Below are 16426 nucleotides of genomic sequence, written 5' to 3'. Positions count from 1 at the left end.
CATTGTCAAAATAAATATTATTTTTAATTTTTTTATAACATTTATTTAACCATGGTTTTATTTATTCTAATGTTTAATATAAATAAAATTTTATGTTTATTTTAACTTGCTATAAGTATAATGATGATATTTATTAATTATAATAGGATGAAATGAATGTGAAAAATATACTTCTTCTGAGCAGTTCAAAATACAAGGAAACGGGGTACTTAGAACACGCACTGCCTTGGTTACAGCAATTTTTATCGGATTATCGTGGTAAAAAAATCGCGTTTGTTCCTTATGCGGGAGTACGCCGTACTTTCGATGAATATGAGAAAATCGTGCAAGAGGCATTATCTGATGTGGAGATGGAAATTGTTTCCGTTCATCACGGTAAACCACATCGAGATATTATTGAACGGGCAGATGTAATAGCCATTGGTGGTGGCAATACATTTTGTTTATTGAAACAGCTTTATGAACATTATTTGATTGAAGCCATTCATGAAAAAGTAAAGAGCGGAACGCCGTATTTTGGTTGGAGCGCCGGGGCGAATGTAGCAGGACGTTCGATTATGACGACCAACGATATGCCCATCACTTATCCCCCTTCTTTTTCTGCATTGCAATTATTTCCTCATCAAATTAATCCTCACTTTATTTCCGGCAAAATGCAAGGTCACAACGGTGAAAGTCGCGAAGAGCGGTTGGCTGAATTTTTACTCGTCAATCCAACCGCACTTGTCTATGCGTTACCGGAAGGATCGGCATTGCATATTCGAGGAGAACAGGCAACAGTGCTGGGTGAAAATCCTATTTTACGTTTCAGTAAAGGTATGCAATGTGAAACCTTTACTGTGAATCACCGCTTTTCTTATTAACTTATAAAGGAACACTATTATGGAAATGTTTAAATCTTTGGTGGCAATTGTGGGTATTTTTGCCACCATTTATTTTTTGATTAAAAAGGCGGAAACAAGAACCGTATTAATCGGTATTGGTTTATTGATGTCAGTTGTTACTCTAAACCCAATGGGCGCACTTGATGCCTTTGCAAAGAGTATGACATCTGGCGGGTTGATTATGGCGATCTGTTCCAGTATGGGCTTTGCCTATGTGATGAAATACACCCAATGCGATACGCATTTGGTACATTTGCTGACGAAACCCTTAAGCGGCTTAAAATTTTTCTTAATTCCCATCGCCACTATCATTACTTTCTTTATTAATATTGCGATCCCTTCCGCAGCCGGTTGTGCGGCGGCGGTGGGCGCAACATTAATCCCTGTATTAAAAAGTGCGGGAGTTTGCCCGGCTACTGCGGGTGCGGCTATTCTAGCCGGAACCTTTGGTTCGATGATGAGTCCGGGCTCTTCCCACTCTGCCATGATTAGTGAAATGTCCCGTTTAACCATCACCCAAGTGAACCTTTCCCACGCCCCCTACAATATGATTGCGGGTGCGATTGGCGCGATTGTATTGACGATTTTAGCCCTTGTTTTTAAAGATTATGGCGAAGAACATCGCCAAGCCTATCTTGCCGAGCAAAAAGAAAGCGAAACCAAAACGGTACAAGGGGTCAATGTTCTGTATTCTATTGCGCCATTATTGCCATTAATTATTTTGGTAATCGGTGGCACATCTTTACAACAAATTCCGGGGCTTGAATGGACAAAAATGGGCGTACCACAAGCCATGCTGATCGGTGCGATTTACGGCATTATCGTTACCCGTATTTCACCGGTTAAAATCACGGAAGAATTTTTTAACGGAATGGGCAATTCTTACGCCAATGTACTCGGCATTATTATTGCCGCAAGCGTATTTGTCGCAGGATTAAAATCAACCGGTGCAGTCGATGTGGCTATCGCTTTCTTAAAAGAATCCAATGAATTTGTCCGTTGGGGGGCGACTATCGGGCCGTTTTTAATGGGATTAATCACCGGTTCCGGCGATGCCGCTGCCATTGCCTTTAATAGTGCGGTTACGCCACATGCGGTAGAACTGGGCTATACCCATGTTAATCTTGGTATGGCTGCCGCGATTGCCGGTGCATTAGGTCGTACTGCCTCACCGATTGCAGGAGTGACAATTGTTTGTGCCGGTCTTGCTATGGTAAGTCCGGTTGAAATGGTGAAACGGACTGCGCCGGGAATGGTGCTTGCCGTCTTATTCTTGGCATTATTTATGTTATAACCCCTCAAATTTCACCGCACAAAATACAAAGTGCGGTGTTTTTTCATTAAGTTTTTTAAGGAGAAAAAATGAACTTAGATTTATCCCAACTCACTCATTGGCGTCGTGAATTTCATCGCTTTCCTGAAACGGGCTGGAGCGAATTTTGGACAACGGCACGTATTGCCGATTATCTAGAAAGCCTTGGTTGTTTTGAAATTTTAATGGGCAAGCAAATAATTAACCCTGATTTTGTCCGTGGACGCAAACAAGCCGTGGTGGATAAAGGTTTAGCCAATGCCAAAGTCTATGGCATGAATGAAAAATGGCTCGACAAAATGGGTGGCTATACCGGCTGTGTCGCGGTGTTTGATTCCGGTAAAGCGGGTAAAACCGTGGCGTTACGTTTTGATATTGATTGTGTGAATGTCACTGAAACCAGCGATCCGAACCATATCCCGAATAAAGAGGGTTTTGCCTCAGTTAATGATGGCTTTATGCACGCTTGCGGTCACGATGCACATATTACCATCGGTTTGGGGACGGCATTGTGGATCAGTCAAAATCGTGAAAAACTCACAGGTAAAGTAAAAATTGTTTTTCAACCTGCAGAGGAAGGCGTGCGAGGTGCGGCGGCTATTGCAGCCAGTGGGGTGATTGATGATGCGGATTATTTTGCGAGTTCCCACATCAGTTTTTGTGCAAATTCCGGCACGGTAATTTCCAATCCAAGAAATTTTCTCTCAACAAGCAAAATTGATATTCGCTACCACGGTAAACCGGCACATGCCGGCGCAGCGCCTCATTTAGGACATAATGCGTTACTTGCGGCAGCACATGCTGTTACACAATTACATGGTATTGCCCGTCATGGTGAAGGAATGACACGTATTAATGTGGGCGTATTAAAAGCGGGGGAAGGCCGTAATGTGATCCCAACAGAGGCTGAATTACAACTTGAAGTCCGTGGCGAAAATAAAAAGATCAATGAATATATGGTTGAGCAAGTGATGCAAATTGCCAAAGGGATTGCTATCGGTTTCAATGTAGATTATGAAACAGAAATTGTAGGCGAAGCAGTGGATATGAACAATGATGCAGAACTGGTGCAGTTAGTGGAAGAAATTGCCTTACAGCAACCTCAAATCCACAGTATTAATGCCGATTATGCTTTTAATGCCAGTGAAGATGCCACGGTGTTAGGCAGACGGGTGCAGGATCACGGGGGAAAAGCTATTTATTTTATCCTTGGCGCCGATCGCATGGCAGGTCATCATGAAGCCGAATTTGATTTTGATGAAAATCAATTGATTACAGGCGTGAATATTTATAGCGGATTATTACAACGTCTATTGGGGGACTCCCCTATTTTCTAAGGCGGTTTATACCGACTTTCTTAAGGTTATTGGTAGGGACACACTGCGTGTGTCCGTTATAAAAATCAAATTATTTTAATTTTTTAAAATTCGGACACACGTAGTGTGTCCCTACAATTTGTTAAATTTTCTGTTTTGTACATTTGTCACATAATGTGGAAATTTTTCCCAAAATCGACCGCACTTTCTTTCAAAAACAGGGTGTTTTTCTTAGAATAGCATTAATTTTTATCCCTCAGGTAAGGACATTTTTATGATTAATAGACGACATTTTATTCAAATCGGTGCAAGCAGTATCCTTGCATTAAGTGCAAGCCGTTTCACGCTGGCAAAAGGCAAGCCTGATATTGATTTACGCATTGTGGCAACCACCGATATTCACAGTTTTTTAACGGATTTTGATTACTACAAAGATGCGCCAACGGATAAATTCGGCTTTACCCGTGCGGCGAGTTTAATTCGTCAGGCTAGAGCCGAAGTAAAAAATGCGGTATTAGTGGATAACGGTGATTTAATTCAAGGTAACCCAATTGCAGACTACCAAGCCGCACAGGGTTATAAGGAAGGCAAACCGAATCCGGCAATCGCCTGTTTGAATGCTATGCATTATGACGTAGGTACGGTTGGCAACCACGAATTTAACTACGGCTTAGATTATCTGGCGGATTCAATGAAACAGGCGACATTCCCGATAGTTAATGCCAATGTGGTAAAGGCAGGCAGTGATGAACCTTATTTCACGCCTTATGTGATCCAAGAAAAATCAGTAGTGGATAATCAAGGTAAAACTCATAAATTGAAAATCGGTTATATCGGCTTTGTACCACCACAAATTATGGTGTGGGATAAGGCAAATTTGCATGGCAAGGTGGAGGCTCGTGATATTGTTAAAACCGCACAAAAATATGTGCCTGAAATGAAGAAAAAAGGGGCGGATATTGTGATTGCGTTAGCACACACAGGTCCATCGGACGAACCTTATAAAGAAGGGGCGGAAAACTCCGCATTCTACTTAGCGGATGTGCCGCATATTGATGCGGTAATTTTTGGTCATTCACACCGCCTATTCCCGAACAAAGAGTTCGCCAAATCTCCGAATGCGGATATTGAGAAAGGCACGGTAAAAGGTGTGCCGGAAAGTATGGCGGGTTATTGGGCGAATAATATCAGCGTGGTAGATTTAGGCTTAACTGAGCATCAAGGGAAATGGATTGTTACGGAAGGACGGGCAGCCCTTCGCCCTATTTTTGATGCGGAAAACAAAAAAGCCCTTGTAGAAAATGATCCGGAATTGACCGCACTTTTACAACCGGTTCACGAAGCGACCCGCAAATTTGTGTCGCAGCCGATTGGTAAAGCCACCGACAATATGTACAGCTACTTAGCCTTAGTGCAAGATGATCCGACCATTCAAATTGTGAACCAAGCCCAAAAAGCCTATGTAGAAAAAGTCGCACCAAGTGTGGCGGCAATGGCAGGCTTGCCGATTTTAAGTGCGGGGGCGCCGTTTAAAGCGGGTGGGCGTAAAAACGACCCGATCGGCTACACGGAAGTGAACAAAGGTGAATTGACATTCCGCAATGCAGCGGATCTTTACCTTTACCCAAATACTCTTGTGGTAGTGAAAGTAACGGGTGAACAGCTCAAAGAATGGCTTGAATGTAGCGCAGGAATGTTCAATCAAATCGATCCAACCAGCGATAAACCGCAATCACTGATTAACTGGGAAGGTTTCCGTACCTATAATTTTGATGTGATTGATGGCGTGAATTATGAATTCGATATCACCAAACCGGCACGTTATGACGGTGAATGTAAGCTCATTAATCCGGACTCGCAACGTGTGGTGAACCTCACTTATCAAGGTAAGCCGGTTGATCCAAAAGCAGAATTTTTAATCGCTACCAATAATTATCGGGCTTACAGTAATAAATTCCCCGGCACTGGCGATCAACATATTGTCTATGCCTCACCGGATGAAAATCGCCAAATTCTTGCGGATTACATCAAAGCAACCAGTGAGAAAGACGGGGCGGTCAATCCAAGCGCGGACAAAAACTGGCGTTTTGTTCCTATCACAGGCAATGATAAATTAGACGTTCGTTTTGAAACTTCACCGACAGAACAAGCGGCACAATTTGTCAAAGAAAAAGCACAATATCCGACAAAACTGGTAGGCACTGACGAAGTCGGTTTTGCGGTGTATCAGATTGATTTGTCTAAATGATAAAAATAAGGTGGGTTATTTTCCCACCTTTTTAATTGGAATGTTATAAGTGCGGTCAATTTCCTTTCTGTTTTCAAATTCCCGCAAACCATCTATACCATTTTCCTTTCACTTTGTTGGGATAGTTTGTTTTTAAGAACTGATAAAAACGGGTGAAATTGTCATTAAAAATCGTATCTTTCGGGATAAATTGATAATGGCGTTGCCCGTTTGGAGTATGAATACGCATAAACCAATATTTTCGGTTATTGACTGTCACACTCATTTTTTCCAAAGCGATTAAATCATCGAATTGATAATGATGAATTAATTGGTTTGCGCGGAAGATAAAAATACCCTTGGAATTAAAATAATAACGCTCTGGGCTAAATACTTTCCCACTGCTAAATGGAATAAGTTCTTCACCTTCAAATTCCCTGTTATTTCTTGTCTGCAAAAAGCGGATGAGAGGAATGATTGTAAACGTTGAAAAGAGGGCAAGAGTAAGAAGTATGATTAAAATATCCATAGATAAATATTGGTTGTTTTCAATATGATTGAATTGTACTAAATGTGATTTACTTAAAAAGAGGAAAAAATAACCGCACTTTAAAGTGCGGTTAAAATTTAGTTATTTTCTTTTGGCAGGCGAAGGAGAGCAAAAAAGAAGCCACCCCAAATCACGCCAAGAGCAATGATCATCATAATAATTGCGCTGGAACTCATTTTATTCTCCTTTTGATTCTTCTATTGTGAGTTTGGTTTCACTTTTCCATTTTAAGCGGGAAAGAATAAACGACACCACAAGCAAGCTCACAGCCATACCCCAACCGAAGATATTGACAAACCAGCTTGGATAGCCTTCGTAGCCTTCGGAGAAAACTTTTGCCCCTTCACTAAATAGCATAAAGGCGAGGATACCGGTGGTAAGTACAATACATAGGCGCCAGAAAAAGCCCACTTTGAAAGAGGAGGTTTCGTTTAAATGATAGCCTAATAAGCCCAGTTTCTCGTTTGCTACAATAGCAACTAAGGAGACAAACGCCACGGCAACAATACCAAAATAGTTGACGAATTTATCAAACACATCAAGCATTGGTAAGCCGGTTGTGGTACCGAATAAAATTACGGAAACGAACATCATTGGAATACCGACAATAAAGGTCACTTTTACACGGCGAATACGAAGTTTGTCCTGAATAGCAGAGATGATAACTTCAATCACCGAAATAAAGGATGTTAATGCCGCAAAAGTCAGTGAACCGAAGAACAATACGCCAAGCACTTCACCGAACGGTGCTTTGTTGATAATGGTTGGAAACGCAAAGAATGCTAAACCAATACCGCCTTTTGCCACTTCGCTGACTTCTTGTCCTTGTGCGGTAGCGATGAAACCTAATGCGGCAAAAACCCCGATACCGGCTAACACTTCAAAGCTACTGTTTGCAAATCCCACGACTAAACCGCTGCCGGTGAGATCGGATTCCTTTTTCAAGTAAGAGGCGTAAGTCACCATAATCCCGAAACAGATTGAAAGAGAGAAGAAAATTTGACCATACGCTGCGATCCATACACTTGGGTTGGAAAGTTTTGACCAATCCGGTGTGAACAGTGCATTTAACCCTTTTTCCGCACCCGGTAAAAAGAGAGAATAGATCACCAAGGCAACAAACATCACGACAAGCACAGGCATTAAAATAGATGAGGATTTTGCAATCCCTTTTTGAATCCCCATGGAAAGCACACCTAATGCAATTACCCATACGGCAATTAATGGACCGGTTACCATACCAACAAATTCAAAACTGACACCGTTAGTAATATCGCCCATTTTTAAAAATTCACCGATAAAGAAATCAATGGGTTTATCACCCCATGCACCATTGATGGAAAAGTAGGTATAGCTCGCTGCCCAACCTAATACTACGGCGTAATATAGCCCAATAATCACGTTCACCATCACTTGCCACCAACCAAACACTTCAAAGTGTGGGCTGAAACGGCGATAGGACAAAGGCGCACCACCACGGTGACGATGTCCGATAGCATAGTCTAAGAATAAAAGTGGAATTCCTGCGGTTAATAGTGCGATAAGGTAGGGAATAATAAATGCACCACCGCCATTTTCATAGGTGGTATAAGGAAAACGCCAAATATTGCCTAAGCCCACTGCGGAGCCTATTGCAGCAAGAATGAACGCCTTGCGACCCGAGAAAGTTTCACGCTTTTGAGTTGATTGCGTCATAAAATAGTTCCTTGTAAAAATGAAAAAGAATTCAAATATAATGAAATCTTCTATCTAGTCAATAAAATTGATAAAAGAGCGGTTATTTTTCTGGAATCTTTTAATAAAAAATCAGTCTATAATGTGATTTTTCTAACAAAAAGGAACAAATTATGAATTTTAATCAAATTTTAAATCAAGTCGTCAATATCGCTAAAAACTCAGCGAGTCATTTACAAACCGGTAATCCGACATTGGATAACATCACCAAAGTAGGCGGTGGTGCTGCAATTACAGGGATTTTATCCATGATTTTAGGGCGTTCCGGCGGGGCGAGTTTAGCCAAGTTGGGCTCTTTAGCGGTGTTGGGGAATCTGGCTTATCAGGCATATCAAAACTACCAAAAATCCCAACAGGCACAACCTGTGATGTCCGCCAATGAATTTGACGTATTAAATTCGACTTCTCAGCAAGAGGCGAGTGCGTTGATTTTACGTACTATGATTGCGGCGGCTGCGGCAGACGGTGAAATTACAGAAGATGAAAAACAAACCATTGCGAATGAAATTGGCGATAATGCAGAATTAGCGCAATGGGTTGAGCAGGAAATGCAAAACCCGATTAGTGTGAATGAAATTGCCCGCCAAGTGGGGAATGACACGGCATTGGCGGCAAATGTATATCTTGCAGCACGTTTAGTGAGCAAAGATTTATCCCGTAAAGAAATAATTTTCCTTGCTAATCTTGCAGAAGCGCTGGGTTTAGATGATGCCTTAGTCGAACAACTCGAAAAACAAGCAGGATTTTAAGTTTTAGAGGAGTAGCTCATAACGAGAGAATAAGCAAAACGGAACTATCAACTGATGAGTTCCGTTTTTGTGTGGGGTAATCTAGTAATGTTTCACTTCATCTGATTGTCTAATTTTTTTAATAATGGGGGCGGCTTCATCACTTATGAGAAAATCAAAAGTTGTTTGGGGGACAAGTTGTTTGACTTGATGCCAACTCTCGTCTTTAATCGCTTGGCGAACCGCTGAGGCACTAATCGCAGTGCCATTTTTTTCTTTACGCTCTACCACAACACATTTTATACCATATTCCGGTAGTTTCTGTTGCATGGCTTGGTTGTAAAGATTTGTTACGTGGCTAAAGGGTTCATTACCCATGTAACGGCGTTGAATTCCCAATGCTTGAGCAATCCGTACAAAAATCTGTAAATCAATTTCTATATTGCTTTTGATTACCGCATCATCATTTTTTTGGAAATAGCTTGGGAAAGTGGCTTGACTGATTATGTAGGAGCAGCTGTCGTGCAGGATCACATTGGGCAAATGTGCGATACCCGCTTGAATCAATTTTTTACGTACTTCATAAGGAAATAGGCTACTGTCTTCACTCACCATAAAAAGATGAACAAGATCATTTTCAGTCGCCGCTTTTTCCACTAAGTATTGATGTCCAAGGGTAAAAGGGTTGCAATTCATCACCAATGCGGAAATCTTTTTATTGTCAAAAACAGGTGAGATTTCGACCGCACTTTTCAGCTGGTTCACATAATTTTCAAAGCCTTTGCGTTTGTTTTCCATAAACACAATTTGCTCGGGGATTTGCACGATTTCCCAAAAGCCGAGATCGTGGAAAAATTTTGCGGATTCACATTTTGTGTAGAGAAATAAATGGGAATGTCCTCGTTCGATTTGAATATTAATCAAATGTGTGATGATTTGGTTTATTAATCCTTCACCTTGATGATTTTTAGCCACCGCTAAGCAACGCAAGGTATTGCCAAAACACGCCCCCGTTGCAATGATATTAAAATCTTCATCAAACATCGCACAAAGGTAATCTAAATTTGGATCACGCTGAATACCTTCTTGTGCAAGTAAATGGTCAATTTGCGTAAGGCTGTGTTGATCTGAAAAAGCAATTTTTCCAATGGAATAATTATTCATACGCTTACACATTCAACCAAAAAGTCACCGGCCCATCATTTGTCAGGGTAACTTGCATATCGGCAGCAAAACGACCATTTTCTACTTGAATTTTTTCTGCACATCTTTGTGAAAAGTAGTCATAAAGTTCCTTTGCCAAGGTGGGGGCTGCGCCTTTGGAAAAACTTGGGCGTAAGCCTTTTTGCGTATCGGCAGCTAAGGTGAATTGAGAAACGACTAATAACGCGCCGCCTGCTTGTTGCACATTCAAATTCATTTTGTCATTTTCATCACTAAAAATGCGGTAATTCAATACCTTTTCCGCCAGTTTATCGGCTTTTATACGATCATCATCTTGCTCTACGCCAAGTAGCACCAAAAGCCCTTTGCCTATTTGTCCGACTGTTTCTCCGCTCACATCGACACGAGCCTGTGTCACACGTTGTATTAATGCAATCATTGTTATTCCTTAATTTGTTTGATTTTCAACCGCACTTTTTTGTCTGATTTCTTCCAATACAGCAGCGAGCTGCGCACCAAGTAACACAACCGTCCAGCTTAATTGAATCCACAGCAACATAATTGGTAGGGTTGCCATCGCACCATAAATTAATTGATAAGAAGGAAAGGTAACGATATACCAAGCAAAGGCTTGTTTTCCCAAAGTAAAAAATATCGCAGCAATTAATGCCCCTGCGGCAGAATGTTTGATACTGACTTTCTTATTTGGTACCACCATATAAAGTACAGTGAAAATAAACCAAGTAGAAAGAAAAGGCACAAAACTGAGGAGTTTTAAACCAAATGAGAGGTGTTCTGAAGCCTCAAACATTGCTTTCACATAAGTGCTGGCGGCAATACTGGTGCCAATAAGCAATGGCCCAAGGGTTAAAATCAGCCAATAAATGGCAAAAGAGGTAAAAATTGGGCGGGTACTGGTATCTTGCCACATGCTATTTAGCGTGCGATCAATGGAGTTAATCAACACTAATGCCACCGCAATTAAACTCACGATCCCTACCGCACTCATCTGCTTAGAATTATTGACAAATTCATCAATATATTGCCCGACAACATCACCGGCAGAAGGTGCAAAATTGGTGAAAATAAATTCTTTTAATGCACCGGTGACCTCGTTAAATACAGGGAATGCCGAAAAAATAGAAAAAATCACCATAATTAGCGGCACAATCGCTAACATCGTGCTATAAGTGAGCGAGCCGGCAGCCTGCGTCAATTTATTTTCATTAAAACGTAACCAAAATTGTTTCAAAAAATCTGTCATAGCCATGCTCCACAACAATGTTTAAATTTTTTACCGGAATTGCAAACGCAAGGTTGTTTCATTGTCGGTAAAGGGACTGTGGGATCAACAAAATACCAACGTCCTTCAATTTTGACAAAAATGGACCGCTCTTGGTGGGACTGTTCCCCTTCTTCGCTTTGAAAAAGCGCATTAAATTCCACCGCACTTTGGATTTTCGTTAATGTTTCCGTTTTTAGAATGTGCAGGCCAAGCCATTGTGTGTTGTCCGCCCAATCTTGTAATGCTTGAACATTTAAAAGGGATTGTTGATTGGGCACCGTGGTTTCCACAATATAGGGAATGTTTTTCAGTACATAGGCGGAATAGCGAGAACGCATTAGTTGTTCTGCAGTTTCTGGTAAGGCTTGCTGATGATGAAATATACCACAACAATCAGCATAATTTTTTGTGGATTGACAAGGGCAAAGTGCGGTTGTTTTAGCGGTCATTTTTGTATGCCTTGATTTTACCTAATTGCGAGTTCAACGAACGTTTAAACGCCACGGCTAATTCTTCAATGGCCAACGCTTGTTCTAATTCTTCTGTTGTTGGTTTGCCTGATAACAAACGATTTAAGTGACGAATGGTGAATTGCGGGTAAGGTCTGCTTTGTAATATTAATTCATCACCTTGTGCAATTTCCCCTTCTTCGAGCACCCGCACATACCACCCGCTCCAACCTGAAAGATAAACGGTTTTTTGGGTTTCGGAATTGTTGGTGTTTTTCGATAAACGTTCACAGGGTTTACGGGGTTGGGAGACTTCCAAAAGGGTTGAGCCGATTTTAAAACGATCACCCACACAAACAGAATCTTCATCAAATCCTGATACCACAAAGTTTTCACCGTATATTGCGGTTCCGCTATAAGAGAAACACTCGCCTAATAATTCATTTAAAGCGGAAAATGATGTATCAGACATAAAAAAGAGCGCTTTATCCACCCCGCAATGGTGCTTTTTTAATCCCACATCGTTGCCGTATGCGCCAAGTTTGTGGATTTTAACGGATTGTACCGGTTGTTTGCGAATTGCACTTTCATAGGTTGAACCGTCCGCAAAAGTGAGGGATTTAACCTCACCTATTTTGATCACCAAAATTTCCGCTTTTGACATTTTCTTTCCCTTTTTATAAAAATACGCAAAATTATACCGTAAAATCACTTAAATTTTGACCGCACTTTGTTTTTTCCTTATCATTTCGTTCAATCAATACACAATAAAAAGGAACATTTATGCGATATGATCTCGCCCGAACAGAACAGGGAAAAACACTGGGTATTACCGCCAAAATGGCAAACCGGCACGGATTAATTGCCGGTGCGACCGGTACGGGAAAAACCGTCACCCTACGTAAAATTGCGGAGGCGTTTAGTGATGATGGTGTGCCGGTTTTTTTAGTGGATGTGAAAGGCGATCTTTCAGGCTTGGTTAATCACGGACAATTTAGCGGTAAAATCGCCGAGCGTATTGAACAATTTAATTTAGGCGGTGAACACTATTTGAACGGCTATCCTGTTTCTTTTTGGGATGTGTTTGGTGAAACAGGCATTCCGCTACGCACCACCATTTCTGAGATGGGGCCTTTATTGCTTTCCCGTCTGCTAAACCTCAATGCTACACAAGAAGGTTTGTTAAATCTGGTTTTCCGTGTAGCAGATGATAAAGGCTTATTGCTTATTGATTTAAAAGATCTCCGTGCGATGCTGAAATACGTAGCAGAAAATGCCAAAACCTTCCAAGTGGAATATGGCAATGTCTCCGCAGCAAGTGTAGGGGCGATTCAGCGTGCATTGCTCACCCTTGAAAATGAAGGGGCGACAAATTTATTTGGTGAACCGGCACTGAATCTTGAAGACTGGCTACAAACCCGTGATGGGCGTGGTGTGATCAATATACTTAATTCGGAAAAACTGATTAATTCGCCAAGAATGTATAGTGCTTTCTTGTTGTGGTTGATGTCTGAATTGTTTGAGCAATTACCGGAAGTAGGCGATCCCGATAAACCTAAATTTGTGATGTTTTTTGATGAGGCACATTTATTATTTGATGGTGCGCCAAGTGTGTTGGTGGAAAAAGTAGAGCAGGTGGTTCGCTTAATTCGCTCTAAAGGTGTGGGGATTTATTTTGTTACGCAAAACCCGTTAGATTTGCCGGATACGGTACTTGGTCAGCTAGGTAACCGTGTACAACACGCCTTACGTGCCTTTACACCAAGGGATCAAAAAGCCGTCAAATCTGCCGCTGAAACCTTCCGCGCTAATCCAACGGTAAATGTAGTAGAAAGTATTTCTACTCTTGGCGTGGGGCAAGCGTTAGTGTCATTCTTAGATGAAAAAGGAATGCCAACCCCTGTTGAAATTGCTTATATTTACCCACCGAAAAGTCAACTTTCGCCACTTTCTGCTGAAGATCGTGCTATGTGGGTGAAAGATGACGAGCTTTATTCCTTCTATAAAGATTATGTGGATAATGAATCGGCATTTGAAGTGTTAAGTGCACAGGCTGACCTTGCTGCTGTTCAACAAAAACAAGCGGAACAAGCACAAGAGGAAGAAGAAAATGGTATTTTAGGTAGTCTCAGCCGTATGATTTTTGGCACGAAAAAACGAGGGGAAAAACTTAGCCCAACAGAACAGATTGTCAATAGCGTGGCGAAATCTGTCGGGCGAAATATTCGTAATCAAGTCACTAAACAAATTATGCGTGGTATTTTAGGCGCATTGAAAAAATAATAAACCAAAGTGCGGTCATTTTTACCGCCAAATTTAAACAAGGAGAGAATTATGTCAGATGTATTTCATTTAAACCTCACCAAGGCTCAATTAAAAGGCGCAACCATTGCTATTGTTCCCGGTGATCCGGCACGTAGCGAACGTATTGCTAAGCACCTTGATAACCCTGAGTTTCTTACCAGCACCCGAGAATTTACTTCTTGGCTTGGCTATATCAATGGTCAGCCTGTGGTGGTTTGTTCTACGGGGATTGGTGGTCCGTCCGTTTCCATTTGTGTGGAAGAATTAGCCCAACTTGGCGTGCGTACGTTTATTCGTATTGGTACAACGGGAGCGATTCAACCCCATATTAATGTTGGCGATATTCTTGTTACCACCGGTGCAGTACGTTTAGATGGAGCAAGTAAACATTTTGCACCGCTTGAATATCCTGCGGTGGCAGATTTTGCTTGTACCACTGCATTGGTTAATGCGGCAAAAGAGAAAGGCGCTGAACCTTTTGTTGGCATTACTGCCTCCTCAGATACCTTCTATCCGGGACAAGAACGTTACGATACCTACAGTGGGAAAGTTTACCGTGATTACCAAGGCTTATTGAAACAATGGCAAGATCTCAATGTGATGAATTTTGAGATGGAATCCGCCACCTTGTTTACTATGTGTAGTGCCTTAGGTTTACGTGCCGGTATGGTTTCAGGGGTGATCGTAAATCGCACACAACAAGAAATTCCAAATGAATCCACCATAAAAGCCAGCGAAGAAAAAGCGATTTCCGTAGTGGTGGAAGGCGTGAGAAAATTATTAGCCTAATATGATATAAAGGCGTTTTTGGAAATCCAAAAACGCCTTTATTTTTAACCGCACTTTTAACTGTTCGCTCTCGCAAAGGCGGCCGCCTCATCAATCAATTCATCGCTTGAGCGTTGGTGGGTATAGAGTTCAAATTGTTCCACCGCCTGTAAAACGATCACTTCTGCACCTGAAATAGTTTGTTTTCCTTGGCTTTCCGCATATTGAATGAATGGTGTTTCTGCCGGGATTGCCACCACATCAAAGGCAACATTTGCCGCATCAATCGTTGCTTTAGGAAAGGCGAGATCAGACGCCTCTTTTCCCCCTTTCATCCCTATTGGGGTGACATTGACTAAAATATCCGCCTGCTGATTTTCTAAGCAATTGATATATTCATAACCGTAAAGTGCGCTCAAATATTTACCGGTTTTTTCATTTCGGGCATACACTTTTAAATCACCAAAACCGCTATTTTTAAAGGCTGCGACAACGGCTTTTGCCATTCCACCACTACCATGTACAATCACCCGTGCATTTTTATCTAATTGATATTTCTCAATTAATTTCACAATTGCAATGTAATCGGTGTTATAGGCACGTAGAACACCGTTGTCATTCACAATGGTATTCACCGATTCAATAGCTTGTGCAGAGGGGTGAATTTCATCGACAAACGGCATACAGCTTTCTTTAAAAGGCATAGACACGGCACAGCCCCGAATACCTAGCGCACGCACACCTTTCACGGCGTGTTCAATATCTTGTGTGGTAAAGGCTTTATAAATAAAGTTAAGCCCAAGTTTTTCATATAAATAATTATGAAACCTTGTGCCAAAATTGCCCGGTCTGCCGGAAAGAGACATACAAAGTTGAGTGTCTTTGTTGATCATTTTTACCTCAAATATTTAAATTCATCCCATCATCAATAAAATATTGGTTCATTTCAAATGCCGGTTTAGCGGCTTTGTCTTTGCCGATAATTCGTGCAGGTACACCGGCGGCGGTGGCGTATTCGGGAACGGGTTGAAGTACGACGGAATTTGCACCGATTTTGGCGTATTTGCCTACTTCAATATTACCGAGTATTTTTGCTCCGGCACCAATCATCACGCCTTCTCTCACTTTCGGGTGGCGATCACCGGATTCTTTACCCGTTCCACCTAAGGTAACGCCTTGTAGAATGGATACATCATTTTCAATAACGGATGTTTCCCCTACCACAATACCTGTAGCGTGGTCGAACATAATGCCGTGACCAATTTTGGCGGCGGGGTGGATATCCACATCAAAAGCCACAGAAATTTGATTTTGTAAATAGAGGGCGAGTGCTTTTCGATCTTGTTGCCATAAATAATGGGTAATTCGATAGCTTTGAATGGCGTGAAATCCTTTCAAGTAAAGCAATGGGGTGGACCATAATTCCACGGCAGGATCTCGTTGGCGCACTGCTTTAATATCACAAGCGGCATAATCAATAATCGCCGGTTCGGCTAAATAGGCTTCTTCAATAATTTCACGCAAAGAGATTGCCGGCATAATCGGGTTAGCTAATTTATTGGCGAGCAAATAACTTAACGCATTGCCCAAATTTTGATGTTTTAATATCGTGGAATGAAAAAAGCTCGCAAGCATAGGCTCGTGCTCTGCCAATGTTTTTGCCTCTTGACGAATATGTTGCCATACTTCTAATGTCATTTTTCCT

At 41.5% G+C, this 16426-nt stretch carries 17 protein-coding genes; 7 read left to right on the top strand and 10 right to left on the bottom strand.

What is annotated here, in order from left to right:
* Positions 1 to 158 precede the first annotated feature (158 nt).
* The 4 genes from pepE (at position 159) to cpdB (ending at position 5760) form a co-directional block, all read left to right on the top strand.
* Positions 159 to 863 (top strand): dipeptidase PepE, encoded by a 705-nt coding sequence (gene pepE, locus E4T92_RS07245; protein ID WP_135094080.1) that lies wholly within the window; start codon positions 159 to 161, stop codon positions 861 to 863.
* 19 nt (positions 864 to 882) lie between these two features.
* Positions 883 to 2178, top strand: coding sequence for a C4-dicarboxylate transporter DcuC (gene dcuC / locus E4T92_RS07240; RefSeq protein WP_135094079.1), 1296 nt, complete (start codon positions 883 to 885; stop codon positions 2176 to 2178).
* 68 nt (positions 2179 to 2246) lie between these two features.
* On the top strand, positions 2247 to 3533 hold the full coding sequence (locus E4T92_RS07235) for a M20 family metallo-hydrolase (protein WP_135094078.1): 1287 nt from the start codon (positions 2247 to 2249) through the stop codon (positions 3531 to 3533).
* A 253-nt stretch (positions 3534 to 3786) separates the two neighbouring features.
* Positions 3787 to 5760 (top strand): 2',3'-cyclic-nucleotide 2'-phosphodiesterase, encoded by a 1974-nt coding sequence (cpdB, locus tag E4T92_RS07230; protein ID WP_135094077.1) that lies wholly within the window; start codon positions 3787 to 3789, stop codon positions 5758 to 5760.
* Positions 5761 to 5833: 73 nt separating this feature from the next.
* Here the strand turns inward: cpdB and E4T92_RS07225 are convergent, their stop codons facing one another.
* The 3 genes from E4T92_RS07225 to E4T92_RS07215 all read right to left on the bottom strand — a co-directional run bounded on the left by E4T92_RS07225 (position 5834) and on the right by E4T92_RS07215 (position 7984).
* Positions 5834 to 6268 carry a hypothetical protein gene (locus tag E4T92_RS07225; protein ID WP_135094076.1) on the bottom strand — a complete coding sequence of 145 codons (435 nt, stop codon included), beginning with the start codon at positions 6266 to 6268 and terminating at the stop codon, positions 5834 to 5836.
* Between the two features lie 98 nt (positions 6269 to 6366).
* Complete coding sequence (locus E4T92_RS07220) at positions 6367 to 6465, bottom strand: methionine/alanine import family NSS transporter small subunit (protein ID WP_077541387.1); 99 nt, start codon at positions 6463 to 6465, stop codon at positions 6367 to 6369.
* Position 6466: 1 nt separating this feature from the next.
* On the bottom strand, positions 6467 to 7984 hold the full coding sequence (locus tag E4T92_RS07215; protein WP_135094075.1) for a sodium-dependent transporter: 1518 nt from the start codon (positions 7982 to 7984) through the stop codon (positions 6467 to 6469).
* Positions 7985 to 8136: 152 nt separating this feature from the next.
* Between E4T92_RS07215 and E4T92_RS07210 the strand changes: the two genes are divergently transcribed.
* Positions 8137 to 8772: a tellurite resistance TerB family protein gene (locus tag E4T92_RS07210; RefSeq protein WP_135094074.1), complete on the top strand. Its 636-nt coding sequence runs from the start codon at positions 8137 to 8139 to the stop codon at positions 8770 to 8772.
* An 81-nt stretch (positions 8773 to 8853) separates the two neighbouring features.
* Here E4T92_RS07210 and citC read toward each other — a convergent pair whose 3' ends face one another.
* From citC to E4T92_RS07185, 5 genes are read right to left on the bottom strand one after another with little or no spacing between them, the layout of a single operon-like run.
* Positions 8854 to 9915, bottom strand: coding sequence for a [citrate (pro-3S)-lyase] ligase (gene citC / locus E4T92_RS07205; RefSeq protein ID WP_135094073.1), 1062 nt, complete (start codon positions 9913 to 9915; stop codon positions 8854 to 8856).
* A gap of 4 nt (positions 9916 to 9919) precedes the next feature.
* On the bottom strand, positions 9920 to 10354 hold the full coding sequence (gene dtd, locus E4T92_RS07200) for a D-aminoacyl-tRNA deacylase (RefSeq protein WP_135094072.1): 435 nt from the start codon (positions 10352 to 10354) through the stop codon (positions 9920 to 9922).
* A gap of 9 nt (positions 10355 to 10363) precedes the next feature.
* A complete protein-coding gene (locus tag E4T92_RS07195) occupies positions 10364 to 11179 on the bottom strand; it encodes a virulence factor BrkB family protein (RefSeq protein WP_228063575.1) in 816 nt (271 codons plus the stop codon).
* On the bottom strand, positions 11176 to 11649 hold the full coding sequence (locus E4T92_RS07190) for a YchJ family protein (protein WP_135094068.1): 474 nt from the start codon (positions 11647 to 11649) through the stop codon (positions 11176 to 11178). Before E4T92_RS07190 ends, E4T92_RS07195 begins: the two co-directional genes overlap by 4 nt.
* On the bottom strand, positions 11639 to 12313 hold the full coding sequence (locus tag E4T92_RS07185; RefSeq protein WP_135094067.1) for an MOSC domain-containing protein: 675 nt from the start codon (positions 12311 to 12313) through the stop codon (positions 11639 to 11641). Before E4T92_RS07185 ends, E4T92_RS07190 begins: the two co-directional genes overlap by 11 nt.
* Before the next feature lie 119 nt (positions 12314 to 12432).
* On the opposite strand from E4T92_RS07185, the gene E4T92_RS07180 reads away from it, so the two are divergent.
* A complete protein-coding gene (locus E4T92_RS07180; RefSeq protein WP_135094065.1) occupies positions 12433 to 13932 on the top strand; it encodes a helicase HerA-like C-terminal domain-containing protein in 1500 nt (499 codons plus the stop codon).
* 51 nt (positions 13933 to 13983) lie between these two features.
* A complete protein-coding gene (gene udp / locus E4T92_RS07175) occupies positions 13984 to 14742 on the top strand; it encodes a uridine phosphorylase (protein WP_077550280.1) in 759 nt (252 codons plus the stop codon).
* Positions 14743 to 14798: 56 nt separating this feature from the next.
* Here the strand turns inward: udp and E4T92_RS07170 are convergent, their stop codons facing one another.
* Entirely contained in the window at positions 14799 to 15614 is an 816-nt protein-coding gene (locus tag E4T92_RS07170) for a shikimate 5-dehydrogenase (protein ID WP_135094063.1), read from the bottom strand.
* 7 nt (positions 15615 to 15621) lie between these two features.
* Positions 15622 to 16419 carry a serine O-acetyltransferase gene (gene cysE / locus E4T92_RS07165; RefSeq protein WP_077541415.1) on the bottom strand — a complete coding sequence of 266 codons (798 nt, stop codon included), beginning with the start codon at positions 16417 to 16419 and terminating at the stop codon, positions 15622 to 15624.
* Positions 16420 to 16426 lie beyond the last annotated feature (7 nt).

It is taken from the genome of Pasteurella sp. WM03 (genome assembly GCF_004570945.1).
GTDB lineage: Bacteria > Pseudomonadota > Gammaproteobacteria > Enterobacterales > Pasteurellaceae > Rodentibacter.
The sequence above is the reverse complement of the archived record's forward strand: the minus strand, read 5'-3'. Positions and strand labels throughout refer to the sequence as shown.

Coding starts and splice junctions, on each gene's coding strand:
- dcuC (WP_135094079.1), top strand. CDS start 883: ATGGAAATGTTTAAATCTTTGGTGGCAATTGTGGGTATTTTTGCCACC.
- E4T92_RS07235 (WP_135094078.1), top strand. CDS start 2,247: ATGAACTTAGATTTATCCCAACTCACTCATTGGCGTCGTGAATTTCAT.
- cpdB (WP_135094077.1), top strand. CDS start 3,787: ATGATTAATAGACGACATTTTATTCAAATCGGTGCAAGCAGTATCCTT.
- E4T92_RS07225 (WP_135094076.1), bottom strand. CDS start 6,268: ATGGATATTTTAATCATACTTCTTACTCTTGCCCTCTTTTCAACGTTT.
- E4T92_RS07220 (WP_077541387.1), bottom strand. CDS start 6,465: ATGAGTTCCAGCGCAATTATTATGATGATCATTGCTCTTGGCGTGATT.
- E4T92_RS07215 (WP_135094075.1), bottom strand. CDS start 7,984: ATGACGCAATCAACTCAAAAGCGTGAAACTTTCTCGGGTCGCAAGGCG.
- E4T92_RS07210 (WP_135094074.1), top strand. CDS start 8,137: ATGAATTTTAATCAAATTTTAAATCAAGTCGTCAATATCGCTAAAAAC.
- citC (WP_135094073.1), bottom strand. CDS start 9,915: ATGAATAATTATTCCATTGGAAAAATTGCTTTTTCAGATCAACACAGC.
- dtd (WP_135094072.1), bottom strand. CDS start 10,354: ATGATTGCATTAATACAACGTGTGACACAGGCTCGTGTCGATGTGAGC.
- E4T92_RS07195 (WP_228063575.1), bottom strand. CDS start 11,179: ATGACAGATTTTTTGAAACAATTTTGGTTACGTTTTAATGAAAATAAA.
- E4T92_RS07190 (WP_135094068.1), bottom strand. CDS start 11,649: ATGACCGCTAAAACAACCGCACTTTGCCCTTGTCAATCCACAAAAAAT.
- E4T92_RS07185 (WP_135094067.1), bottom strand. CDS start 12,313: ATGTCAAAAGCGGAAATTTTGGTGATCAAAATAGGTGAGGTTAAATCC.
- E4T92_RS07180 (WP_135094065.1), top strand. CDS start 12,433: ATGCGATATGATCTCGCCCGAACAGAACAGGGAAAAACACTGGGTATT.
- udp (WP_077550280.1), top strand. CDS start 13,984: ATGTCAGATGTATTTCATTTAAACCTCACCAAGGCTCAATTAAAAGGC.
- E4T92_RS07170 (WP_135094063.1), bottom strand. CDS start 15,614: ATGATCAACAAAGACACTCAACTTTGTATGTCTCTTTCCGGCAGACCG.
- cysE (WP_077541415.1), bottom strand. CDS start 16,419: ATGACATTAGAAGTATGGCAACATATTCGTCAAGAGGCAAAAACATTG.